Source organism: Candidatus Vicinibacter proximus (assembly GCA_016713905.1).
Classification (GTDB): Bacteria; Bacteroidota; Bacteroidia; order Chitinophagales; family Saprospiraceae; genus Vicinibacter; species Vicinibacter proximus.
The window spans coordinates 197,836-216,354 of the sequence record JADJOE010000001.1; the positions used below are offsets into that span (position 1 = coordinate 197,836).

Below are 18,519 nucleotides of genomic sequence, written 5' to 3' on the forward strand. Positions count from 1 at the left end.
AAATATGAATGATGATTTTCTTACCCTTAGCCGAATAATTCGTGAAAGAAGAGCCGTTTTTCCTCAATTTTACAAACCAGGAAAAATATCTAAAGAGTTAATATTAAACATTTTAGAGAATGGTATCTGGGCTCCTACACATAAAAAAACACAGCCTTGGAGGTTTATCATCATTCAAGATGAAAAACTAGTAGATCTCTCAAAATTTTTGGCAGAACATTATAAAAGTATCACTCCTGTAGAATCATTTTCAGAACAAAAAATGACAAAAGCTTCTGAAAAGCCTCTTCAATCAGCTTGCGTTATTGCTTTGTGCCTGCATAGAAGTTCCGAAGAGCTCATACCGGCTTGGGAGGAAACTGCCGCCCTTTCATGTGCCACCCAGAATATATGGCTATCTGCAAGTGCCTTAGGAATTGGAGCCTATTGGAGCACCCCTTCGGCTATTTACAAAATGAAAGAATTTTTAGGGTTACAAGAAAATGAAGAATGTCTTGGGCTCTTTTATATGGGTTGGAAGGATGAAATTTCTTTGCCGGCAGAAAGATGGAGTTTAGATAAAGTTGTGAGAGAATTATAAAAAAACCCCCATACTCTGAAAATATGAGGGTTAGCAAATAAATTATTTTCAATTATGATCTCCCTAACCACCAACCTGCTATTGCTCCCGCGACAGCACTGTTAATGGTAAAAACCACAATATCTAAAATTGCCCCATTTAGCTGTGTTATGTTAGAGGTAGCAAAAAAAGTCATGTCCCATCCTAGAGAAATTAAAAAACCCAGTGTGGCACCTGCTTTGATTCCACCGGCGGCAGAACTTACCCCGGCCCAGGTACCAAAGACATAAGCAAGGGTAAACCCCATGCCTAAGCTGCCCAATATCAAAGCCCACCAAACCATGTCGTCTTCAGCTCTCATTACGCCCGAAGCCGTCCCTTGCATACTTGCAAACGTGCTTTCTAACAACATTCCATACATAATCCAGCCTAAAAAGAAATAGGCCACTCCGGCTAATATTCCGGCTACAATTGTTTTTGTGTTCATAAAATTTGGTTTAAATTGTTTAAAAAATTTGTTTGATAAGTAAATCTATAACTTTTCGTTATTAAAGTCAAGCATTTTGTCATTTTTCAATACTTTTGTGACGACACCCACCCTCATTAGCTTGGGAATATTATACTATTACAAAATTTGAAAATGCTTTTTAAGTCATATTCTGCCGCCGTGCATGGGGTAGATGCAAAAACAATTACCGTTGAAGTCAATGCTGGTGGCACAGTAGCCGCTGGCAAAATCAATTATTTCATGGTCGGACTTCCAGACAATGCGGTAAAAGAAGGCTATCAACGGATCGAAGCCGCAATAAAAAATATAGGTTTTTCTTTTCCACGAGTAAAATTGGTAGTAAATCTAGCCCCTGCCGACTTACGCAAAGAAGGATCTTCTTATGATTTACCCATCGCACTCGCCATACTAGCAGCAACTAAGCAAATAGATGGAAATAAACTTAAGGATTATATGATTCTGGGTGAGCTTTCCCTAGATGGGGGCTTGCGGCCGATTAGGGGAGCTCTGCCGATTGCCATCCAGGCACGAAAAGAGAAATATAAAGGTATCATCGTTCCATATGAAAATGCTCGAGAGGCAGCAATTGTGAATCAGGTTGACGTAATTGGGGTTTCCAATTTAGTTGAGGCTGTAGAGTTTATAACTGGAGTGAAAAATATTCTCCCTACTGAATTTGATACCCGCGAGGAGTTTGCCTACCAACAAACAAAATTTGCCCGCGATTTTTCGGATGTAAAAGGGCAAAACAACATTAAAAGAGCCCTGGAAATCGCCGCAGCAGGTGGTCATAATGTTATTTTAATCGGCCCCCCGGGTGCCGGTAAAACAATGCTTGCTCAAAGATTGCCAACCATCCTGCCACCATTATCTTTGCATGAAGCCCTTGAAACCACCAAAATCCATTCTGTTGCAGGTATTCTTCCTGGACATTCGGGTCTTGTAAGTACCAGACCTTTTCGTGCTCCACATCATACTGTCAGTGATGTGGCACTTGTCGGGGGAGGGAGTCATCCTTCACCAGGTGAAATTTCTTTAGCCCATAATGGGGTGTTATTTCTTGACGAACTTCCAGAGTTTAAAAGAACTGTACTTGAAGTCCTAAGACAACCGATGGAAGAAAGAAAAGTCACCATTTCTCGTGCTAAAATAAGTTTAGACTATCCGGCCAGTTTCATGCTTATCGCCTCAATGAACCCTTGTCCATGTGGTTTCTACAACCATCCCGAAAAGGAATGTGTGTGTGGACCAGGCATGGTTAAAAAATATCTGGCCAGAATTAGTGGGCCCTTACTGGATCGGATAGATCTGCATGTCGAGGTAACACCGGTTTCATCTGACGAATTGATGGATAATGGAAAACTTTCGGAAAGCTCCGAAAACATTAGGCTTAAGGTTATTAATGCTAGAGAAAGACAAGCCGAACGATATAAAGATTTTAAAGAAATACATTCAAATGCCCAACTTAATTCGAGTATGGTAAGTGAGTTATGTCCTATTAGTTCTGCAGGTGCAACTTTGTTAAAAACGGCTATGCAAAAACTCCAGCTTTCAGCCAGAGCTTATGATAGAATCTTAAAAGTGTCACGTACTATAGCAGATCTTGCTAACAGCGAGGATATAAAAATTGAACACCTGGCTGAAGCCATACATTTTCGAAGCTTAGACAAAGAAGGGTGGGCGGGATAATGAGAAAGGCCACCCTTTCGGAATGGCCTTTTTAAATCTAAATTTAGAATGGTAATTTAGGCTTTTTTGAACATTCCGCCAATTAGTGAACCTCCTGTTCCACCAATTAAAGAAACTAAAATACCCATCCAATCAAAACCTCCATCTGTTCCTCCTGAATTCATAAATTGATTCAAAATCAATGGTAGGATATTTCCTCCGGCTGCCCCTGCAATTAGATTGCCCACCATCCCTAATCCGTTCTTCTTAAGCATATTTCCAAGCCAACCTCCTCCAGCGCCGACTAAGGTGTTAATCAAATAAGGTAAAATAGCTTCCATGTTTCGCTTGTTTAAAAGTTTAAAGAATATTTATCAAGTACAAGGTAAGATAACTTATTGTTTGAATGGATATTTTTATATAAATGATATTTTATTCTGAATCCTAAATAAACTTTGGATGGTAATGAGCATTAAATAATCTCAATATACTACCAGAAAAAACTCAAAAGACTTATGTATCCATAGCCAACTCTCTTTAAGAAACTTGAGCAGGAATTTTTGGTGCATGTCTTGTATCTTTAGTTTGGTACCTCATTTAAAAACAAAATTATCGCTAACTTCACCCCTGGTCATTCAGTTAATTACGGGCATGTCAAAAAACTTAAGTCATCTTTCCGGGAGAAAAGGAATAGAAAAAAACCTCTTTGAATATATAGGCAGGGTTGCGGAAGAAAATGGTCAACTTTCAAAAGAAGAAATAAGCTCAATAGCCGAAGAATTCCTTATGGGTACTGCCAACATTTTCGGCACAGCAAGCTTTTATGATTTTACTCGCCCGGAGAATGCAGGTAAAAAAATTTATCTCTGTAATGGCTCTGCTTGTCTTACTGCAGGGACGCAAAATGCCGTACAATCAGCCCTTGAGGCTCAATTTGATAAATCAGAAATTGGTGAAATGTGTTGTCTTGGACGATGTCATGAAAACAAAGCTTTTCACTTTGAAGGACATAATTATTCAGGAGATTCTATTCATAAATTAGATTCTATTCTTAAAGGTGAAACATTAGAAAAGGACAAATATTCCGTAAAACACATAGGTCATCAAATTCTTACTGGAGCGCAACTTTCCCTAGACACCATTTCTAAACACTTAAAGGATTTTCTATCTCAAAAGCCAGAAGTATTGCTTGAAAAAGTTAAAATTTCAGGCATCCGTGGTAGAGGAGGTGCCGGATTTCCAATGGCAATAAAGTTGGAAGGGTGCGCCAAAGCTGTAGCAACTCAAAAATTTATCGTTTGTAACGCAGATGAAGGGGATCCCGGTTCTTATTCCGACCGATATTTACTGGAACATCAACCATATCTTGTCCTAATCGGATTATGGATCTCGGCATATATAACCGGTGCAAACAAAGCTGTAGTTTACATACGGGCTGAATATCCTGAATCTGTAAGAATCATGAATCAGGCAGTACAGGATTTTAGAAACCAAGGATTTGTTGGCAATGCAATTTTTGGCAGTAATTTTAATTTTGATTTTAAGATTATAAAAGCACAGGGTGCATATATCTGTGGAGAAGAAACAGCTCTGCTTTCTTCAATTGAGGGTCAAAGACCTGAGGTAAGAGTTAGGCCACCCTTTCCGGTTCAAGAGGGATTATTTAGAAAACCTACTGTTGTCAATAATGTTGAGACTGTTGCAAATCTCTTGTTTATTTGCAGTATGGGTGGAGAAGCTTACGCAGCAATTGGAACACCTAAATCAACAGGAACAAAATTAGTTTCTTTGGACAGTGCGTTTTTTTCGCCCGGAATTTTTGAAGCCGACATGGGCACCCCTTTAAAAACAGTTTTTCAAGAGCTTGGGTCGGGTTTTAAAAGACCGGTTAAAGCGGTACATATCGGTGGGCCATTAGGTGGATTGGTTCCAGTTTCCAAAATACCTGACCTAACCTTGGATTTTGAATCTTTTGCCCAGAATGGTTTTATGATGGGTCATGCATCCGTCGTCAGTGTCCCGGAAGAATTTCCCATGATTGAATATCTGGAACACCTATTTTCTTTTACAGCGCATGAAAGCTGTGGAAAATGTTTTCCTTGTCGCCTTGGTTCCACAAGAGGAAAAGAATTAATACAAAAAGCCCAAAATGACCATACCTATAAAATTGATTTAAAACTAATGGATGATCTGTTAGATACAATGAAACGTGGGTCTCTTTGTGCCTTAGGTGGTGGAATTCCACTCCCGTTTACAAATGCAATGAAATATTTTAAAGAAGAACTTTCTCCTTATTTCAAATAGTTTTGGTAATTCAATCGTCAAGGTTCTACTTCAATACTTATATTAATTCTTCCATCCAATGGATAACAAAATAAAATAAGCTAAAAGTCAAAGGGGTTATAATATTTACTTTCGTCAGTCGGTTCTTTGAATTAGCCATCGGTTTATTAATCTATCTAATTCTAATGTTAACTGATAAACTTTCAGGCTTTAACAGTATTTATCTTATTTGTGCTCCGAACAAGCCTATTTTAATGTATTTTTATCTCCAAATAATATAGCTTATGAAATTTCCAAGCTTATTAACTGAATTTCAAACTACCGAAATAAGAACCAAGACTGCCGAAATAAATGGAAAGTCTTACACTTTAATTGAAGGTGAGACAATTCTTTCTTTTATTCGGCGACATTTTGGGAAGGATTATGTGCCAACTCTTTGTGATGCCCCCAATCTGGAAACTTTTGGCTCTTGCAGGGTTTGTAGTGTGGAGGTAGGCCGACCAGGAAATGGAGGGTTGAGAACTGTTGCTTCTTGCCATACCCCGGTGGAGGAGAATATGATCATTTTTACAGAAACTGAGTCCATCCAAAAACTGAGAAAAAATATCATAGAGTTGGTTCTGACAGACCATCCCTTAGATTGCTTGACTTGCGAGGTGAACGGAAATTGTGAATTGCAGGACACAGCTGCCAGGGTAGGTATCCGAAAAGTCAGATACCCGGAAGGAAAGAATCACCTCGATCGCCAGAAAGACCTAAGTCATCCCTATATGACTTCTGATCTTTCAAAATGTATAATGTGTTATAGATGCGTCAGAGCTTGCGATGAAGTACAGGGACAACTTGTACTGAGTGTTATGGGTCGCGGTTTCGACAGCCAGATCATCAAAGGCAAAAACGAAAGTTTCTTTGATTCAGATTGCGTAAGCTGTGGAGCATGTGCCCAAGCATGCCCAACTTCTGCTATTTCTGATGTTTTTCAATCCAAAGCTCTTGTGGGGCAGGATAAAGTTAGGACCATTTGTACTTATTGTGGAGTTGGTTGTAACCTGGAAGTTAGTGTAAAAAATGGGGAAATCCTGAGTATTCAGGCACCTTATAATGCCGAAGTAAACAGTGGACACACCTGTCTCAAGGGTCGGTATGCCTTTAAATTCTATAAACATCCGGAACGGCTTCAATATCCAATGATTCGAAAAAAAGGGGAATTGGAAAGGGTGAGTTGGGAAGAAGCTTATGACTTTATTGCTAAAAAATTAAACGAAGTTAAAAGTAAATATGGACCAGATGCCATAGGTGGTATCTCCTCTGCAAGGTGTACCAATGAAGAGAACTACCTGATGCAGAAATTCATCCGGGCTGTTATTGGAACAAATAATATTGATGGGTGCGCAAGAGTATGCCACTCTCCTACAGCGCTTGGAATGCAAAGGACTTTTGGAACTGGAGCTGCTACTAACTCCATTGAAGATCTGAAATATACCAATGCAATTATGGTTATTGGGGCAAATCCAACTGACGGGCACCCAGTTACTGGATCAAAATTGAGACAACATGCTTTAAAAGGTAAAACAACCATTGTTATTGATCCACGTCGAACAGAGATTGCCAGATTGGCTACTCATCACCTTCAGTTGAGGCCTGGGACAAATGTTGCTGTACTTAACATGATGCTGTATTACATTATCAAGGAAGGTTTGGTTGCTAAAGATTTTATAGATACCAGAACAGAAGGTTTTGAAGATTTCAAAGAAAACATCCTCAATTTAAATTTGGATGAATTAGAGACTGTCTCTGGGGTGCCAAGAGAACAGGCCCGTGAAGCAGCTATCGCTTATGCATCTGCAGGTAATGCCATGTCATTCCATGGGCTTGGTGTAACTGAACATTATCAAGGTACATATACAGTCATGTTGATCGCAGATCTTGCTATGATAACGGGAAACATAGGAAGAAGAGGGGTCGGTGTTAACCCTTTAAGAGGTCAGAACAATGTTCAAGGTATGGCAGATATGGGCGTCCAACCTTATCAGGGAGCTGGCTATCTTGATCTAACCCAACCTGAAATAAGAGATAAGTATTCCAAATTTTATGGGGCAGAAATGCCTCAGGAAATTGGGTTAAAAATTCCTGAAATGTACAATGCAGCAATTGCAGGAGATTTTAAAGCACTTTGGGTCATGGGTGAAGACATGGCGCAATCAGATCCAAATACTCACAAAGTAATAAAAGCACTTGAATCTCTGGAACTATTAGTCGTTCAGGAACTTTTTATGACCGAAACTGCAAAATATGCTCATGTGGTCTTACCCGGAGCATCTTTCTTAGAAAAAGAAGGAACTTTTACTAATGGGGAACGAAGAATCCAACGGGTTAATCAAGTGGTAAAGCCAATTGGTGAAGCAAAAGTTGATGGCCAAATAGTTGTCGACATCATGAACAGAATGGGCTATTCACAACCAGATTACTCAGCTAAAAATTTGCTGGAAGAAATTAGCCAAATTGTCCCATTCTTTGCTGGTGTAAAGTGGGATGAATTAGGTGCCAATGGAAAACAATGGCCCGTCCTCCCTGATGGAACGGACACAAAAATTCTTCACAAAGATGAATTCAAACGTGGAAAAGGAAAATTCGTTTTCAAAGGTTATGTTGAAAGTCCTGAAATATTGAACCATGCGGATGAATTTCCATTTATACTAACCACCAACCGCGTATTGGAACATTACAACGCCGGAACAATGACACGCAGAACTGGAAATGCAAATATTATTACAGAAGACATTTTGATGATTAATCCCATTGATGGAAAAAGGTTAAATATTCTTGAAGAGGATATGGTGTTTTTGGAATCAGCAAGAGGGAATATAACCATTAAGGCACATATCACTGATGAAGTCAAACCAGGTATTTTAAGCACTACATTTCACTTTCCTGAACTCATGCTAAATGTCGTGACTTCTGATGTGAGCGATGAAATAGCCATGTGCCCGGAGTATAAAGTAGTTTCATGCAGAATAAAAAAATTATAATCTAGCTACTTATAAAATCTAAAGTAAGTTCTCCTGAATATTGTCTGATTGACTTATTGGAAGAAAGAATAGATCCACTGAAAGTTTAATATAAAAAGTACCTAGAATTTCAGCTATTGATTCTAGATTGTTTTTTGTTAAGGCTGTACCGTTTAAAATTTATTCAGATAGGTACCTTTGTTTTCACAATCTTAGTTAAAAAAAATTATTGCTCTTTCCCTGCAAAAAAAAACTCATACTAAAAAGTAAGAATCAATAATTAGAGACAGTAAATTATTTCATCAGTTCTGAAGGGATTGATAATAGATCTTCCGATTTGATTGCAAAACTTTCTATAAAAAATCCTCTTAATTTAGGATGGAGATCTATTGAACACCCATTAAGAGAGGTCAAATTACCAATCCACAATTCATTGCCTTTTATTTGAATTTCCAAATTGTTTGGTTTTTAAATTAACCCTCTGAGTCTTCCCGTATTTGAAAGTAATTTTAAATAACTTGTCATATTCATCGTCTTTTATACTTACATTTTTATTAGTAAGCTGTTTAATCATGAGCAGAAGTGTGTTTGAATGTCCAACCACCAGAAAGTTTTTTCCTTTAGAGGCAGATAATTTATTGGACAACAAAATTAGACTGGTTGAATCAGTTTTATATAATTCAATTTCTTTGTGCAATATTATAGCCAATGGTTTTACGGTTTCTGTGGTCCTTAAGTAATCACTGGAATATATATGATCAATTTTCTTTGATTGCATAATACTGGTTAGTTCCATTACCCGCAATTTGCCAGCTTCTGATAGTGGACTTTCTCTTTCCTGATTTAATTTTTCCGCATGCCTTACCAAATAAATATTTGTTGACGGAGTGCAGGAGTAAAATATTAAAAGGATAGAAGTACATACGCTTAACTTAATTTTCAAATTTACAAGGTTGATTTAAAGTTAGATCTTTCCATTCTATTTTAATCCAACTTGTGCACTGATATCAAGCATTCGGTCAATCGATGACCTTGCATCTCTGATAACTTGTTCGGATAATGTCACTTCTGGAAGTTCATATTTCATACATAAATACAGTTTTTCCAATGTATTTCGTTTCATATGTGGGCACTCGTTACAAGCACAAAGATTATTTGGTGGGGCTGGAATAAAAACTTTTTCAGGGCAAGCCTTATGCATCTGATGAAGGATCCCGGCTTCGGTTGCCACAATGAAGGTTTTACAAGAATCTTGTTGTACAAATTTCAACAAACCACTTGTCGATCCAATATAATCAGCAAGCTTTAAAACAATTTCTTCACACTCTGGGTGCGCTATAATCTTTGCTTCTGGATGTTGATGTTTCAGTTTTACTATTTTCTCGTGTGAAAATATTTCATGAACCATACATGCACCATTCCACAATATCATTTTTCGACCGGTCTCTTTCTCTAAATAGGCACCAAGATTTTTATCCGGTGCGAAAATGATCCCTTTATCCTTTGGAATGCTGTTGATAATATGTTTTGCATTAGAAGATGTGCAACAGATGTCTGTCAAAGTTTTTAGTTCTGCAGTACAATTCACATAACTTACAACGATATGGTCTGGAAATTTTTCCTTGAATTTTGCAAAAACAGGTGCAGGACATGAATCTGATAAAGAGCATCCGGCTTTTAAATCCGGTATAACCACTTTTTTTTGAGGGGATAAAATTTTTGCAGTTTCTGCCATAAAATGTACGCCAGCAAAAGCAATCATATCAGCCTTTGTCCTGGCAGCCTCTTGTGACAATTGCAAACTATCTCCAACAAAATCTGCAATATCCTGGATGTCCGAATCTTGATAATAATGCGCGAGAATGACAGCATTCTTCTCTTTCTTGAGCTTTCTAATTTCTTCAAATAAATCCATTTCTGGATCTAATTCTACATCTAGAAATCCATTAACATATAAATCCTGTTGCGCAACATTTAAATTTATCATGTTTGCTTTTTTGCAAGGTTAATTATTTTCCTTTTTCTTTACCATTGTCAGTATCGTTGCAATAGCAACTGACTCTCCTGTTTCATCATAAACATCAACTACCCACTTTACAATTCCCTTCGCAATATCTTCTTCACTTTTTTTCTCCTGCTCTATTTTTTCTTTTACAATTAATTTTACACCTATCGTCATTCCCGGATAGACTGGTTTTATAAAACGACATTCGTCAATTCCGTAATTGAGTAGAACCGGACCCTTCTTTGCATCCACAAACATGCCTGCTGCCTTTGACAAAATATAATATCCATGTGCTACTCTTCCGGTAAAAATAGTTCCCTCTAAAGAGGTAATGTCCATATGTGCATAAAAGTGATCGCCACTAAGATTCGCAAAATTGGTAATATCAGCTTCAGTCACCGTGTGTTTTGCAGTAATCCAGGAATCCCCTATTTGTAATTCTTCAAAATGTTTCCTGAATAAATGAATTTCACTTTCAAAGGTCTCTGCTCCAGTTTGAAATACCTTGCTGATGGAGGTTAACATACTCGGCGATCCCTGTATGGCTGTTCTTTGCATAAAATGCTTGATACCGCGAAGTCCACCCATCTCTTCTCCTCCTCCTGCCCGACCAGGCCCCCCGTGAACCAACAAGGGCATTGGTGATCCATGACCTGTACTTTCTTTTGCACATGACTCGTTCAACACCAATATTCTTCCATGGTAAGCAGCTGAACCAATCACATATTTTGATGCAATCTCCGAATTTGAAGTTATGATTGAGCTTACAAGCGATCCTTTTCCTAACTTAGAAATTGAAATAGCCTCCTCTATGTCCTTATATGGAATCAAAGTACTGACAGGACCAAATACCTCCACTTCATGTGACTGTAGGTAATCAAAAGGTCGCTCATTCAACATTAATATTGGAGACATAAATGAACCTGAATTTGAATCCACGCCTACCAAATTAACACTGTGCAAATCACCGTAAACAATAGGAGTTAATTTTGAAAGGTCTGCAACTTTTTCTTTGACTTCAATCATTTGTGTCTTTCCGACTAATGCCCCCATTCTAACTTCTTCTTTATGGGGATCCCCTATCACAGTTTTTGAAAGTCTTTGTCCAAGGGCATTCTTAACATCTTCTATATAAGATTCAGGAATGATAAGTCGTCGTATTGCCGTACATTTTTGTCCACACTTAGCGGTCATTTCACGATGTACTTCCTTGATAAAAATATCAAAATCCGGAGTTCCTGGTTTCGCATCTATACCTAAAACAGAACAATTCAAAGAATCAGCTTCCATATTAAAAGGTACAGATTCTTCAATCATTTTACGGTTGGACCGCAACATTCTACCTGTCGAAGCAGATCCTGTAAAAGTGACTACATCTTGACTGGTGACAAAGTCTAATAAATTTCTTGCAGAACCACAAATCAATTGTAATGCCCCTTCTGGTAAAATTCCGGAAGCTATAATATCTTTTACCACAACTTCTGCCAGATAACAACTCACTGTAGCAGGTTTAACCACCGCTGGCATACCGGCAAGCAAGTTCACCGATATTTTTTCCAACATACCCCAAACAGGAAAGTTAAAGGCATTTATATGGATGGCTACACCCTCTTTCGGTACCAATAAATGATGACCAATAAATGTATTTGACTTTGACAATGGGGCTACTTCTCCATCCAAACAGAATGATTGGTTAGGCAACTTGCGTCGCAAACTAGCATAAGCAAACAAAGTGCCTATTCCTCCATCAATGTCTATCCAGCTATCCGCTTTAGTCGCACCCGTTTTATAACTTACTGAATAGTAGTCGGCTTTTTTATTTGTCAGATAAAGGGCTAACGCCTTTAACATCCTTCCTCTTTCTTGAAAGGTCATTTTTCTTAATGCGGGTCCACCGTATGTTCTGGCATAATTCAATATTGCACTAAAATCCAATCCATCTGAGCTTGCATAGGATATTATTTCATCATTTACTGCATTAATCAATGGGATTCCTTCTCCATCGCCTTCAATCCATTTACCCAGACTGTAGTTTTTCAGTTTCATCTAACTTAAATTTAATTATGCGACAAATATAAATGGACCGCAATTCAGTCCAATACAAAAATTCCTTTTAAAATAACAAACTTAGGAAGCCCTAATTATATCTAAATACCAAATTGCTTCAAGTGATGAAGAGCATGTTTGTAAAGCAAGGCTAGGTTTTGCTCGAAATTTAAATCTCCAAAAATAGGGTTACGAATCCTTAAATCTGGTTTCTCTTCGTAAACTTCAAACATATCTATGATCTCCTTTTCTAACTCTAGAATAGCATCTTCATAATTTAAATGTTCAATTGGTTCGGGACGATCCCCCAATAAAATGTTATTGGTGTTTTCTTTAAAAGGAATATCAGACATTATAAATGCCTGCATTTTATCCAATTTTTCTATAGGTGTAATAATTTCTTTATGCCTGATTTTCCCATTTGCAACCCTGAAAGAACTAATCATATGCTCAACCATTTCATGAGCGTTCATAACTCCCCATTTCCCTTTCAGGATTGGTGAAAGTCCTCTTAAATGTTTGGAAAATTCATTTCGTAAAAATGCTTCTTTATTCATAAATCTAACTATGAGACTAGCTATAATCTTATTATGAGGCAAAAAACTTACATGTTAAGCCCACCACATACACTGATCACCTGACCTGTTACATAACTTGATTGATCAGATGCTAAAAATGTCACTACATCAGCTACCTCTGAAGCCTGAGCTAATCTACCAAGAGGTATATTTTTAAGGAAATTTTCTTTGGTTTTTTCATCCAGAACGTGTGTCATCTCTGTCTCAATAAAACCAGGAGCGATTGCATTACATCTTATATTTCTGCTGGCAACTTCTTTTGCTACTGATTTGGTAAATCCAATCATCCCTGCTTTTGAAGCGGCATAATTTGCTTGACCAGCATTACCAAACATGCCCACAACTGAAGTAATATTAATAATGCTTCCACTTCGTTGTCTCATCATTTGAGTAACTGCAAATTTGGTTAGGTTAAATGTAGATTTAAGATTTACATTCATAACCTGATCCCATTGCTCTTCTGTCATTCTCATAAGAAGATTGTCCTTAGTTATTCCAGCATTGTTCACTAAAATATCCAAGCCTCCAAAATCAGCAACCACTTGGGTAATCAAGTCTTTACTTGCCTGATAATTAGACGCATCTGAAGCGTAAGCCTTAATTTTAACTGGATACATTTCCAATCGTGAAATCAGTTCTTGTGCTTTGTCTGGAGAACTCAAATATGTAAAAGCGACATTGGATCCATTTTTGGCAAGCTTTTCAACAATTGCCGAACCAATGCCCCTACTGCCACCAGTAACTAGGGAAATTTTGCCGGGAACTTTACACATACTTATTTTTTGAAGGTATTAGAAATAAATTTTCATTTTAATACTATTGGGGTCTTCGACTTTTGAAATTGCTTTTATTTCTAGGTTTATTGTAGTGTTTTTGGTTCTTCCCTCCACCCTTATAATTATTGGGCCTGATTTTTTGGTGTCTGGTATAGTTTGTCGCCACTTCAAGAATAGTCTCTTCGGGAATTTCCAGGATCCCCTTACTCATATTAAACAAATCCTCTTTAATGATTTCATCACTGACGTAATGTTCCTTGTTCCAGTTTTTAAAAGCCATTTTCATATAACTGGCAATGATCACAGCAAATGCCATCTTCTTTTTGGGGTCCTCTAAGGTAACTGCCTTTTGGATCATGGCATTTACATAATTACCATAATGACGGTTTCTTTCCAGAGCTCCAGGGTACTCAATTTTTTCAGGAACAATGATATCGTTTTCAGGTGTTGGAATAATGCCAGTAGGAGGAATAACATCAATTTTATATTGAGCTATGCGGAAAAAATGATGCCATAGTTTTTTTCGATGTTCTTCAAAATTCCTGTTATATGGAGTCATAATCTGCATGAGCTCAATTACTGTTTCAGCAAATGATTGACGATATTTTGGATCTTCTATTGCTTTACAATGAAGAACTAAGTCTTGAACCATTCGCCCATATTCTGGCATTATGAGCTCGTCTAGGGAGGTGTTATAAACAAAATTCACATCTTGCATAATTAATTTCTTTATTCTACAGTTACTGATTTGGCAAGGTTTCTTGGTTGATCCACATCACAACCTCTCAAAACTGCAATATGATAAGATAAAAGTTGAAGTGGTATTACTGAAAGTAACGGAGTTAGGGGCTCTATAGTAGCTGGAATTTCAATACAAAAATCTGCGATTTTTTTAATTTCGTGATCGCCGCTTGCAACAATGGCAATAACTACACCCTTTCGGGCTTTTACCTCCATTATATTGGAAACGATTTTTTCATACGCACTTTTATTGGTTGCTATTACTATAACGGGCATATTCTCATCAATAAGTGCTATTGGTCCATGTTTCATCTCTGCAGCTGGGTAACCTTCTGCATGTATATAAGAGATCTCTTTTAATTTAAGTGCTCCCTCTAGAGCTACTGGAAAATTATATCCTCTGCCTAGATAAAGAGCATTATTCGTATTCTTGAATTTTTCGGCCAGTCTGGTTATATCATCGTTGGCATAAAGTACCTGGGAAACTTTTTCAGGAATTTGGGCCAACTCGGCAATTAACTGGTGATAATATGAATTACTTAGTGAACCATTTTTATGCCCCAGAACGATGGCCATCAACGATAATAATGTAACCTGACCAGTAAATGCCTTAGTAGAAGCAACACCTATCTCGGGGCCACAGTGTATATAAGAACCACCATGGGTCAATCGAGCGATGGTAGATCCTACCACATTAACAACTCCATAAACTAGGGCTCCCTTTTCTTTGGCCAGTTCAGCCGCAGCCAATGTGTCTGCAGTTTCACCCGATTGAGAGATGACAATGACTACATCCTGTGGGCCCAAAATGGGATTTCGATATCTGAATTCCGAAGCATATTCTACCTCTACTGGTATTCTTGCCAACTCTTCAATGATGTATTCGCCTATAAGCGCAGAGTGCCAGCTGGTTCCACATGCAGCGATAATTATCCTTTTTGCATTCGCAATTTTATTCGAATGTTCTTCCAAACCACCCAATCTTGCCCAGCCCTCTATGGCACTCAGGCGTCCCCTCATACAATCTGATATTGTTTGTGGTTGTTGGTAGATTTCCTTTAACATAAAATGAGCAAATCCGCTTTTTTCAAGCTGATCTATACTCATATCCAATTCATGAATGATTGGCTCCTGAATGACCTCATTGGTTATTGTGGTCACCTCAATTCCATTAAGCCTGCTAATTTCTACAACCTCTTCATCATTCAAATAAATTACCTTATTGGTATATTGAATTATTGGTGAAGCATCCGATGCTAAAAAATATTCATGGTCTCCAATACCTACCACCAAAGGACTAGACTTCCGGGCGCCAACTATAACATCTGGTTGGTCTTTATCCATAACAACAATCGCATAGGCACCTATAACCTTAGTAAGTGCCTTCCTAACTGCATCGCCCAAACTAAGGGACTCCCTTTGTTGAATTTCTTCTATCAAATGCACTAATACCTCAGTATCTGTTTCACTTTGGAATTGATGTCCCAGTCTTCTAAGTGCCTCTTTAATGGTTGCATAATTTTCAATGATTCCATTGTGAATAATGGATAATTTACCCGAACCGGAAGAGTGGGGATGCGCATTTATGTCATCTGGTTTGCCATGTGTTGCCCAACGGGTGTGCCCCATTCCAAGGGTTCCCTTAGGGTGATTATCCTTTGTAAAATCAACCAGTTCCTGAACTTTTCCCTTCTTTTTAAAAACCTTAATCTCTCCATCAAGAATGGCAATTCCTGCACTGTCATATCCTCTGTATTCCAGCCTTTGCAAGCCTTCTATAAGAATAGGATAGGCTTCTTTTGTTCCAATATAAGCAATTATTCCACACATATTAAGTGTAAATATAATGTGTTTTGTGTTTATTCTGAGTATACAAGCCTGAGTTTCGCTGGATATTTTGAGTGTTTGTTCCCATACAGAACTACTCTTTGTGCTGACTCAGTTTTGTATAGAGGAGTAATAAGTAAATCCAACCCTTTCTTCTCCCTAATGGTTTTTTGAAAATGTGCAGAAATATTAAACCTGTATCTGTAAATATTAACACCATTTTCGGTAACAGTTACAGGATTTCCCCCACATAGGGACAAATATTGGCTTAAATTGGTCAAGTCTCTTGATAAATTTCTTCCAATGGTATAGTCCCTAATATCTTCTTCTTTTCCTGAACTTAAGTCCTGTAAAAATAATAAGCCTGATGGTTTAAACCAACTTAAATTATCTCCTGGAAGTTCAGCTACAAAGAATTCAAGAACAGCAAAATTTAAAAATTTATTTGCCCAATTAGAATCATACGAAATTTGAAGCCTGGCATCCCCTCCACTCATGCCTTGTATAAAAATAAGGCTGTCACCAGTTGTTTGACCACTTATAAAAGATCCGGCAGGAGCAGTTGAATTGTCAACCTTGATATGCGGTGCTTTAACAGCGAAATCCCCCATATTGAACACAAATTGTCCTTGAGTTGTGTCGTTTATTTGATAGTAAATCGTGATTCTGCTGTCGCTGTTACCTGGATTTAACGCCATCATTGAAGCATCCTGACTTGCCACTAATCCAATACCGGGAAATAGGTATATAAAACTATCCACATTTGTAAATGCAGTATCCGGCATCTTGCGAAGTATATCCATAAACACAGCTGTATCTAATGGAATCCTTAATTGCGGATAAAATGCGGTAGTCACATTATTTTGGGTAACCTTTACAGAATCACTTCGATTTGGCACAAATTGATCCAAAATACCCAAACGTGTTGGCTTTAATTTTGCCTTAAAATCGGAATAATATTTTGTCCTTTGATTTAAAGGTTCATCTAATTGAAATACCTCAATTTTTTGATGTTTTAACGGATCACCATAAAATTCAACCGTGTCATATCGTATACTCATGACAATTGAATCTATTTTATTGGATAAAAAACTTCTCTCCTTGGTTGGGATAAAACGTATTTGGCTGTAAAATTCTGCCTCAACTTTACCAAAAATTGGGTCATTCATTTTACCAAGTAAAAATGTGCCAGGCAGACCGGCATAAGCCGTTAATAAGGAATCTTGCTGATATGGCTTAACGCTAAAATTGAACGTGTCTACACCTTTCGCATTAACCCATTCATCGGAAATTAATCCATTTCCTAGAGTCTCATTTTTATCACAAGAATCAAAACTCAATATTACCAAGGTAGAAAACACAATGTAATACCCAATTCTAACAATTTTGAAAGTCTTAAAAATACTTAGATTCATGTGACAATAACGATGTCTAGGATAAAATAGTCTTATAAAAATCAATATAGTCTGGTAAATAATTTTCTGCCGGTGTTTCAATAAATGGCTTATTCAAACTTTCAACTGCCAGCCTTAGATTTTCTGAAATTTCTTGGGTGCCCTGGATGATTCCATCTGCAAACTGTATTGCCCCCTTCTGTAAAGTAATTCCCGTTCCATTTTTAAATGGACTAAGTTGATCAGCTTTCAAATTGTTAATTGCTGCTTTTTTAAAGAATTCATCATTAAAATTTGATTCCAGGCTTTTTTCATACAATGAGAAAACTACTTTGGATTGCTTAAACACAGGATCATTTTTATACACAGTTTTAAGATAAAAAGGAATCAAACTAGTCATCCATCCATGACAGTGAACTACATCCGGAGCCCACCCAAACTTTTTAACTGTCTCTATTGCCCCCTTACAGAAAAAGATCATCCGATCCTGATTATCCTCAAATGGTTGGCCACTTTCATCTTCGAAAACAAACTTTCTTTTAAAAAATTCATCGTTATCCAAAAAGTAAACTTGAATACGAGATCCAGGAAGTGAGGCGACCTTAATAATGAGTGCATAGTCATCGTCGTCGATTATGATGTTCATCCCACTAAGCCTAACCACTTCATGAAGACGATGTCTTCTCTCATTTATCGTCCCAAATCTTGGCATTAAAATCCTGATTTCCATTCCACTGTCTTGCGCAAAGGCTGGCAGCTTTTGAATCAGTGAACCTATACCATCCTGATCTAAATAGGGGTCCATTTCTTGTGTTATGTATAAAACTCTGTTTTTACTCATGGTTTGATTAACATGCAATATCCAAAAACGGAGTGCAAAAGTACAACATTTTAAGCATAAAGTCTAATGTCTTCACTATATAATTGACCTAATTATCTGGAAAACAACGAAATAGTTACGTAGACTAAAGAACTCTGATCTTGTTTTTTAATAATTAATGCTTGAAAATGGTTCTAAGAGCTATTTATATTTTCTGAATAATAAAATTTTCTATATGAATTAAGAATTGGTGCATAGAGAGTTTAATTTTCTAAGTTTAAGTCTCCATCTGAATGATTTCAAAAA

At 37.4% G+C, this 18,519-nt stretch carries 15 protein-coding genes; 4 read left to right on the forward strand and 11 right to left on the reverse strand.

Annotated elements, in window-relative coordinates; all coding sequences use genetic code 11:
- Positions 1-4 precede the first annotated feature (4 nt).
- Positions 5-580: a nitroreductase gene (locus IPJ83_00770; protein ID MBK7879081.1), complete on the forward strand. Its 576-nt coding sequence runs from the start codon at positions 5-7 to the stop codon at positions 578-580.
- A 52-nt stretch (positions 581-632) separates the two neighbouring features.
- On the opposite strand, the gene IPJ83_00775 is transcribed toward IPJ83_00770, so the two are convergent.
- Complete coding sequence (locus IPJ83_00775; protein MBK7879082.1) at positions 633-1,046, reverse strand: hypothetical protein; 414 nt, start codon at positions 1,044-1,046, stop codon at positions 633-635.
- Positions 1,047-1,199: 153 nt separating this feature from the next.
- On the opposite strand from IPJ83_00775, the gene IPJ83_00780 reads away from it, so the two are divergent.
- Positions 1,200-2,756, forward strand: a complete 1,557-nt coding sequence (locus IPJ83_00780; GenBank protein MBK7879083.1) for a YifB family Mg chelatase-like AAA ATPase — start codon at positions 1,200-1,202, stop codon at positions 2,754-2,756.
- A 56-nt stretch (positions 2,757-2,812) separates the two neighbouring features.
- On the opposite strand, the gene IPJ83_00785 is transcribed toward IPJ83_00780, so the two are convergent.
- Positions 2,813-3,076 carry a hypothetical protein gene (locus IPJ83_00785; protein MBK7879084.1) on the reverse strand — a complete coding sequence of 88 codons (264 nt, stop codon included), beginning with the start codon at positions 3,074-3,076 and terminating at the stop codon, positions 2,813-2,815.
- Between the two features lie 310 nt (positions 3,077-3,386).
- Between IPJ83_00785 and IPJ83_00790 the strand changes: the two genes are divergently transcribed.
- Together IPJ83_00790 and fdhF are read left to right on the forward strand one after the other, a co-directional pair.
- Positions 3,387-5,039: an NAD(P)H-dependent oxidoreductase subunit E gene (locus IPJ83_00790; protein MBK7879085.1), complete on the forward strand. Its 1,653-nt coding sequence runs from the start codon at positions 3,387-3,389 to the stop codon at positions 5,037-5,039.
- A 263-nt stretch (positions 5,040-5,302) separates the two neighbouring features.
- The gene (fdhF, locus tag IPJ83_00795) at positions 5,303-8,047 is read left to right on the forward strand and encodes a formate dehydrogenase subunit alpha (protein MBK7879086.1); all 2,745 of its coding nucleotides are present in this window, start codon (positions 5,303-5,305) and stop codon (positions 8,045-8,047) included.
- Between the two features lie 409 nt (positions 8,048-8,456).
- On the opposite strand, the gene IPJ83_00800 is transcribed toward fdhF, so the two are convergent.
- From IPJ83_00800 to IPJ83_00840, 9 genes are all read right to left on the reverse strand, one after another.
- Complete coding sequence (locus tag IPJ83_00800) at positions 8,457-8,969, reverse strand: histidine phosphatase family protein (GenBank protein ID MBK7879087.1); 513 nt, start codon at positions 8,967-8,969, stop codon at positions 8,457-8,459.
- Between the two features lie 36 nt (positions 8,970-9,005).
- Positions 9,006-10,013: a quinolinate synthase NadA gene (gene nadA / locus IPJ83_00805; protein MBK7879088.1), complete on the reverse strand. Its 1,008-nt coding sequence runs from the start codon at positions 10,011-10,013 to the stop codon at positions 9,006-9,008.
- Positions 10,014-10,031: 18 nt separating this feature from the next.
- Positions 10,032-12,077, reverse strand: coding sequence for a phenylacetic acid degradation bifunctional protein PaaZ (paaZ, locus tag IPJ83_00810; protein ID MBK7879089.1), 2,046 nt, complete (start codon positions 12,075-12,077; stop codon positions 10,032-10,034).
- 101 nt (positions 12,078-12,178) lie between these two features.
- Entirely contained in the window at positions 12,179-12,634 is a 456-nt protein-coding gene (locus tag IPJ83_00815; GenBank protein ID MBK7879090.1) for a hypothetical protein, read from the reverse strand.
- 47 nt (positions 12,635-12,681) lie between these two features.
- Complete coding sequence (gene fabG, locus IPJ83_00820) at positions 12,682-13,428, reverse strand: 3-oxoacyl-[acyl-carrier-protein] reductase (GenBank protein MBK7879091.1); 747 nt, start codon at positions 13,426-13,428, stop codon at positions 12,682-12,684.
- A 43-nt stretch (positions 13,429-13,471) separates the two neighbouring features.
- Positions 13,472-14,149, reverse strand: coding sequence for a DUF4290 domain-containing protein (locus IPJ83_00825; protein ID MBK7879092.1), 678 nt, complete (start codon positions 14,147-14,149; stop codon positions 13,472-13,474).
- Between the two features lie 11 nt (positions 14,150-14,160).
- Positions 14,161-16,002, reverse strand: coding sequence for a glutamine--fructose-6-phosphate transaminase (isomerizing) (gene glmS, locus IPJ83_00830; GenBank protein MBK7879093.1), 1,842 nt, complete (start codon positions 16,000-16,002; stop codon positions 14,161-14,163).
- Positions 16,003-16,031: 29 nt separating this feature from the next.
- Positions 16,032-17,414 (reverse strand): DUF4270 family protein, encoded by a 1,383-nt coding sequence (locus tag IPJ83_00835; protein ID MBK7879094.1) that lies wholly within the window; start codon positions 17,412-17,414, stop codon positions 16,032-16,034.
- A 16-nt stretch (positions 17,415-17,430) separates the two neighbouring features.
- Positions 17,431-18,234, reverse strand: coding sequence for a glycogen/starch synthase (locus tag IPJ83_00840; protein ID MBK7879095.1), 804 nt, complete (start codon positions 18,232-18,234; stop codon positions 17,431-17,433).
- Positions 18,235-18,519: the final 285 nt, after the last annotated feature.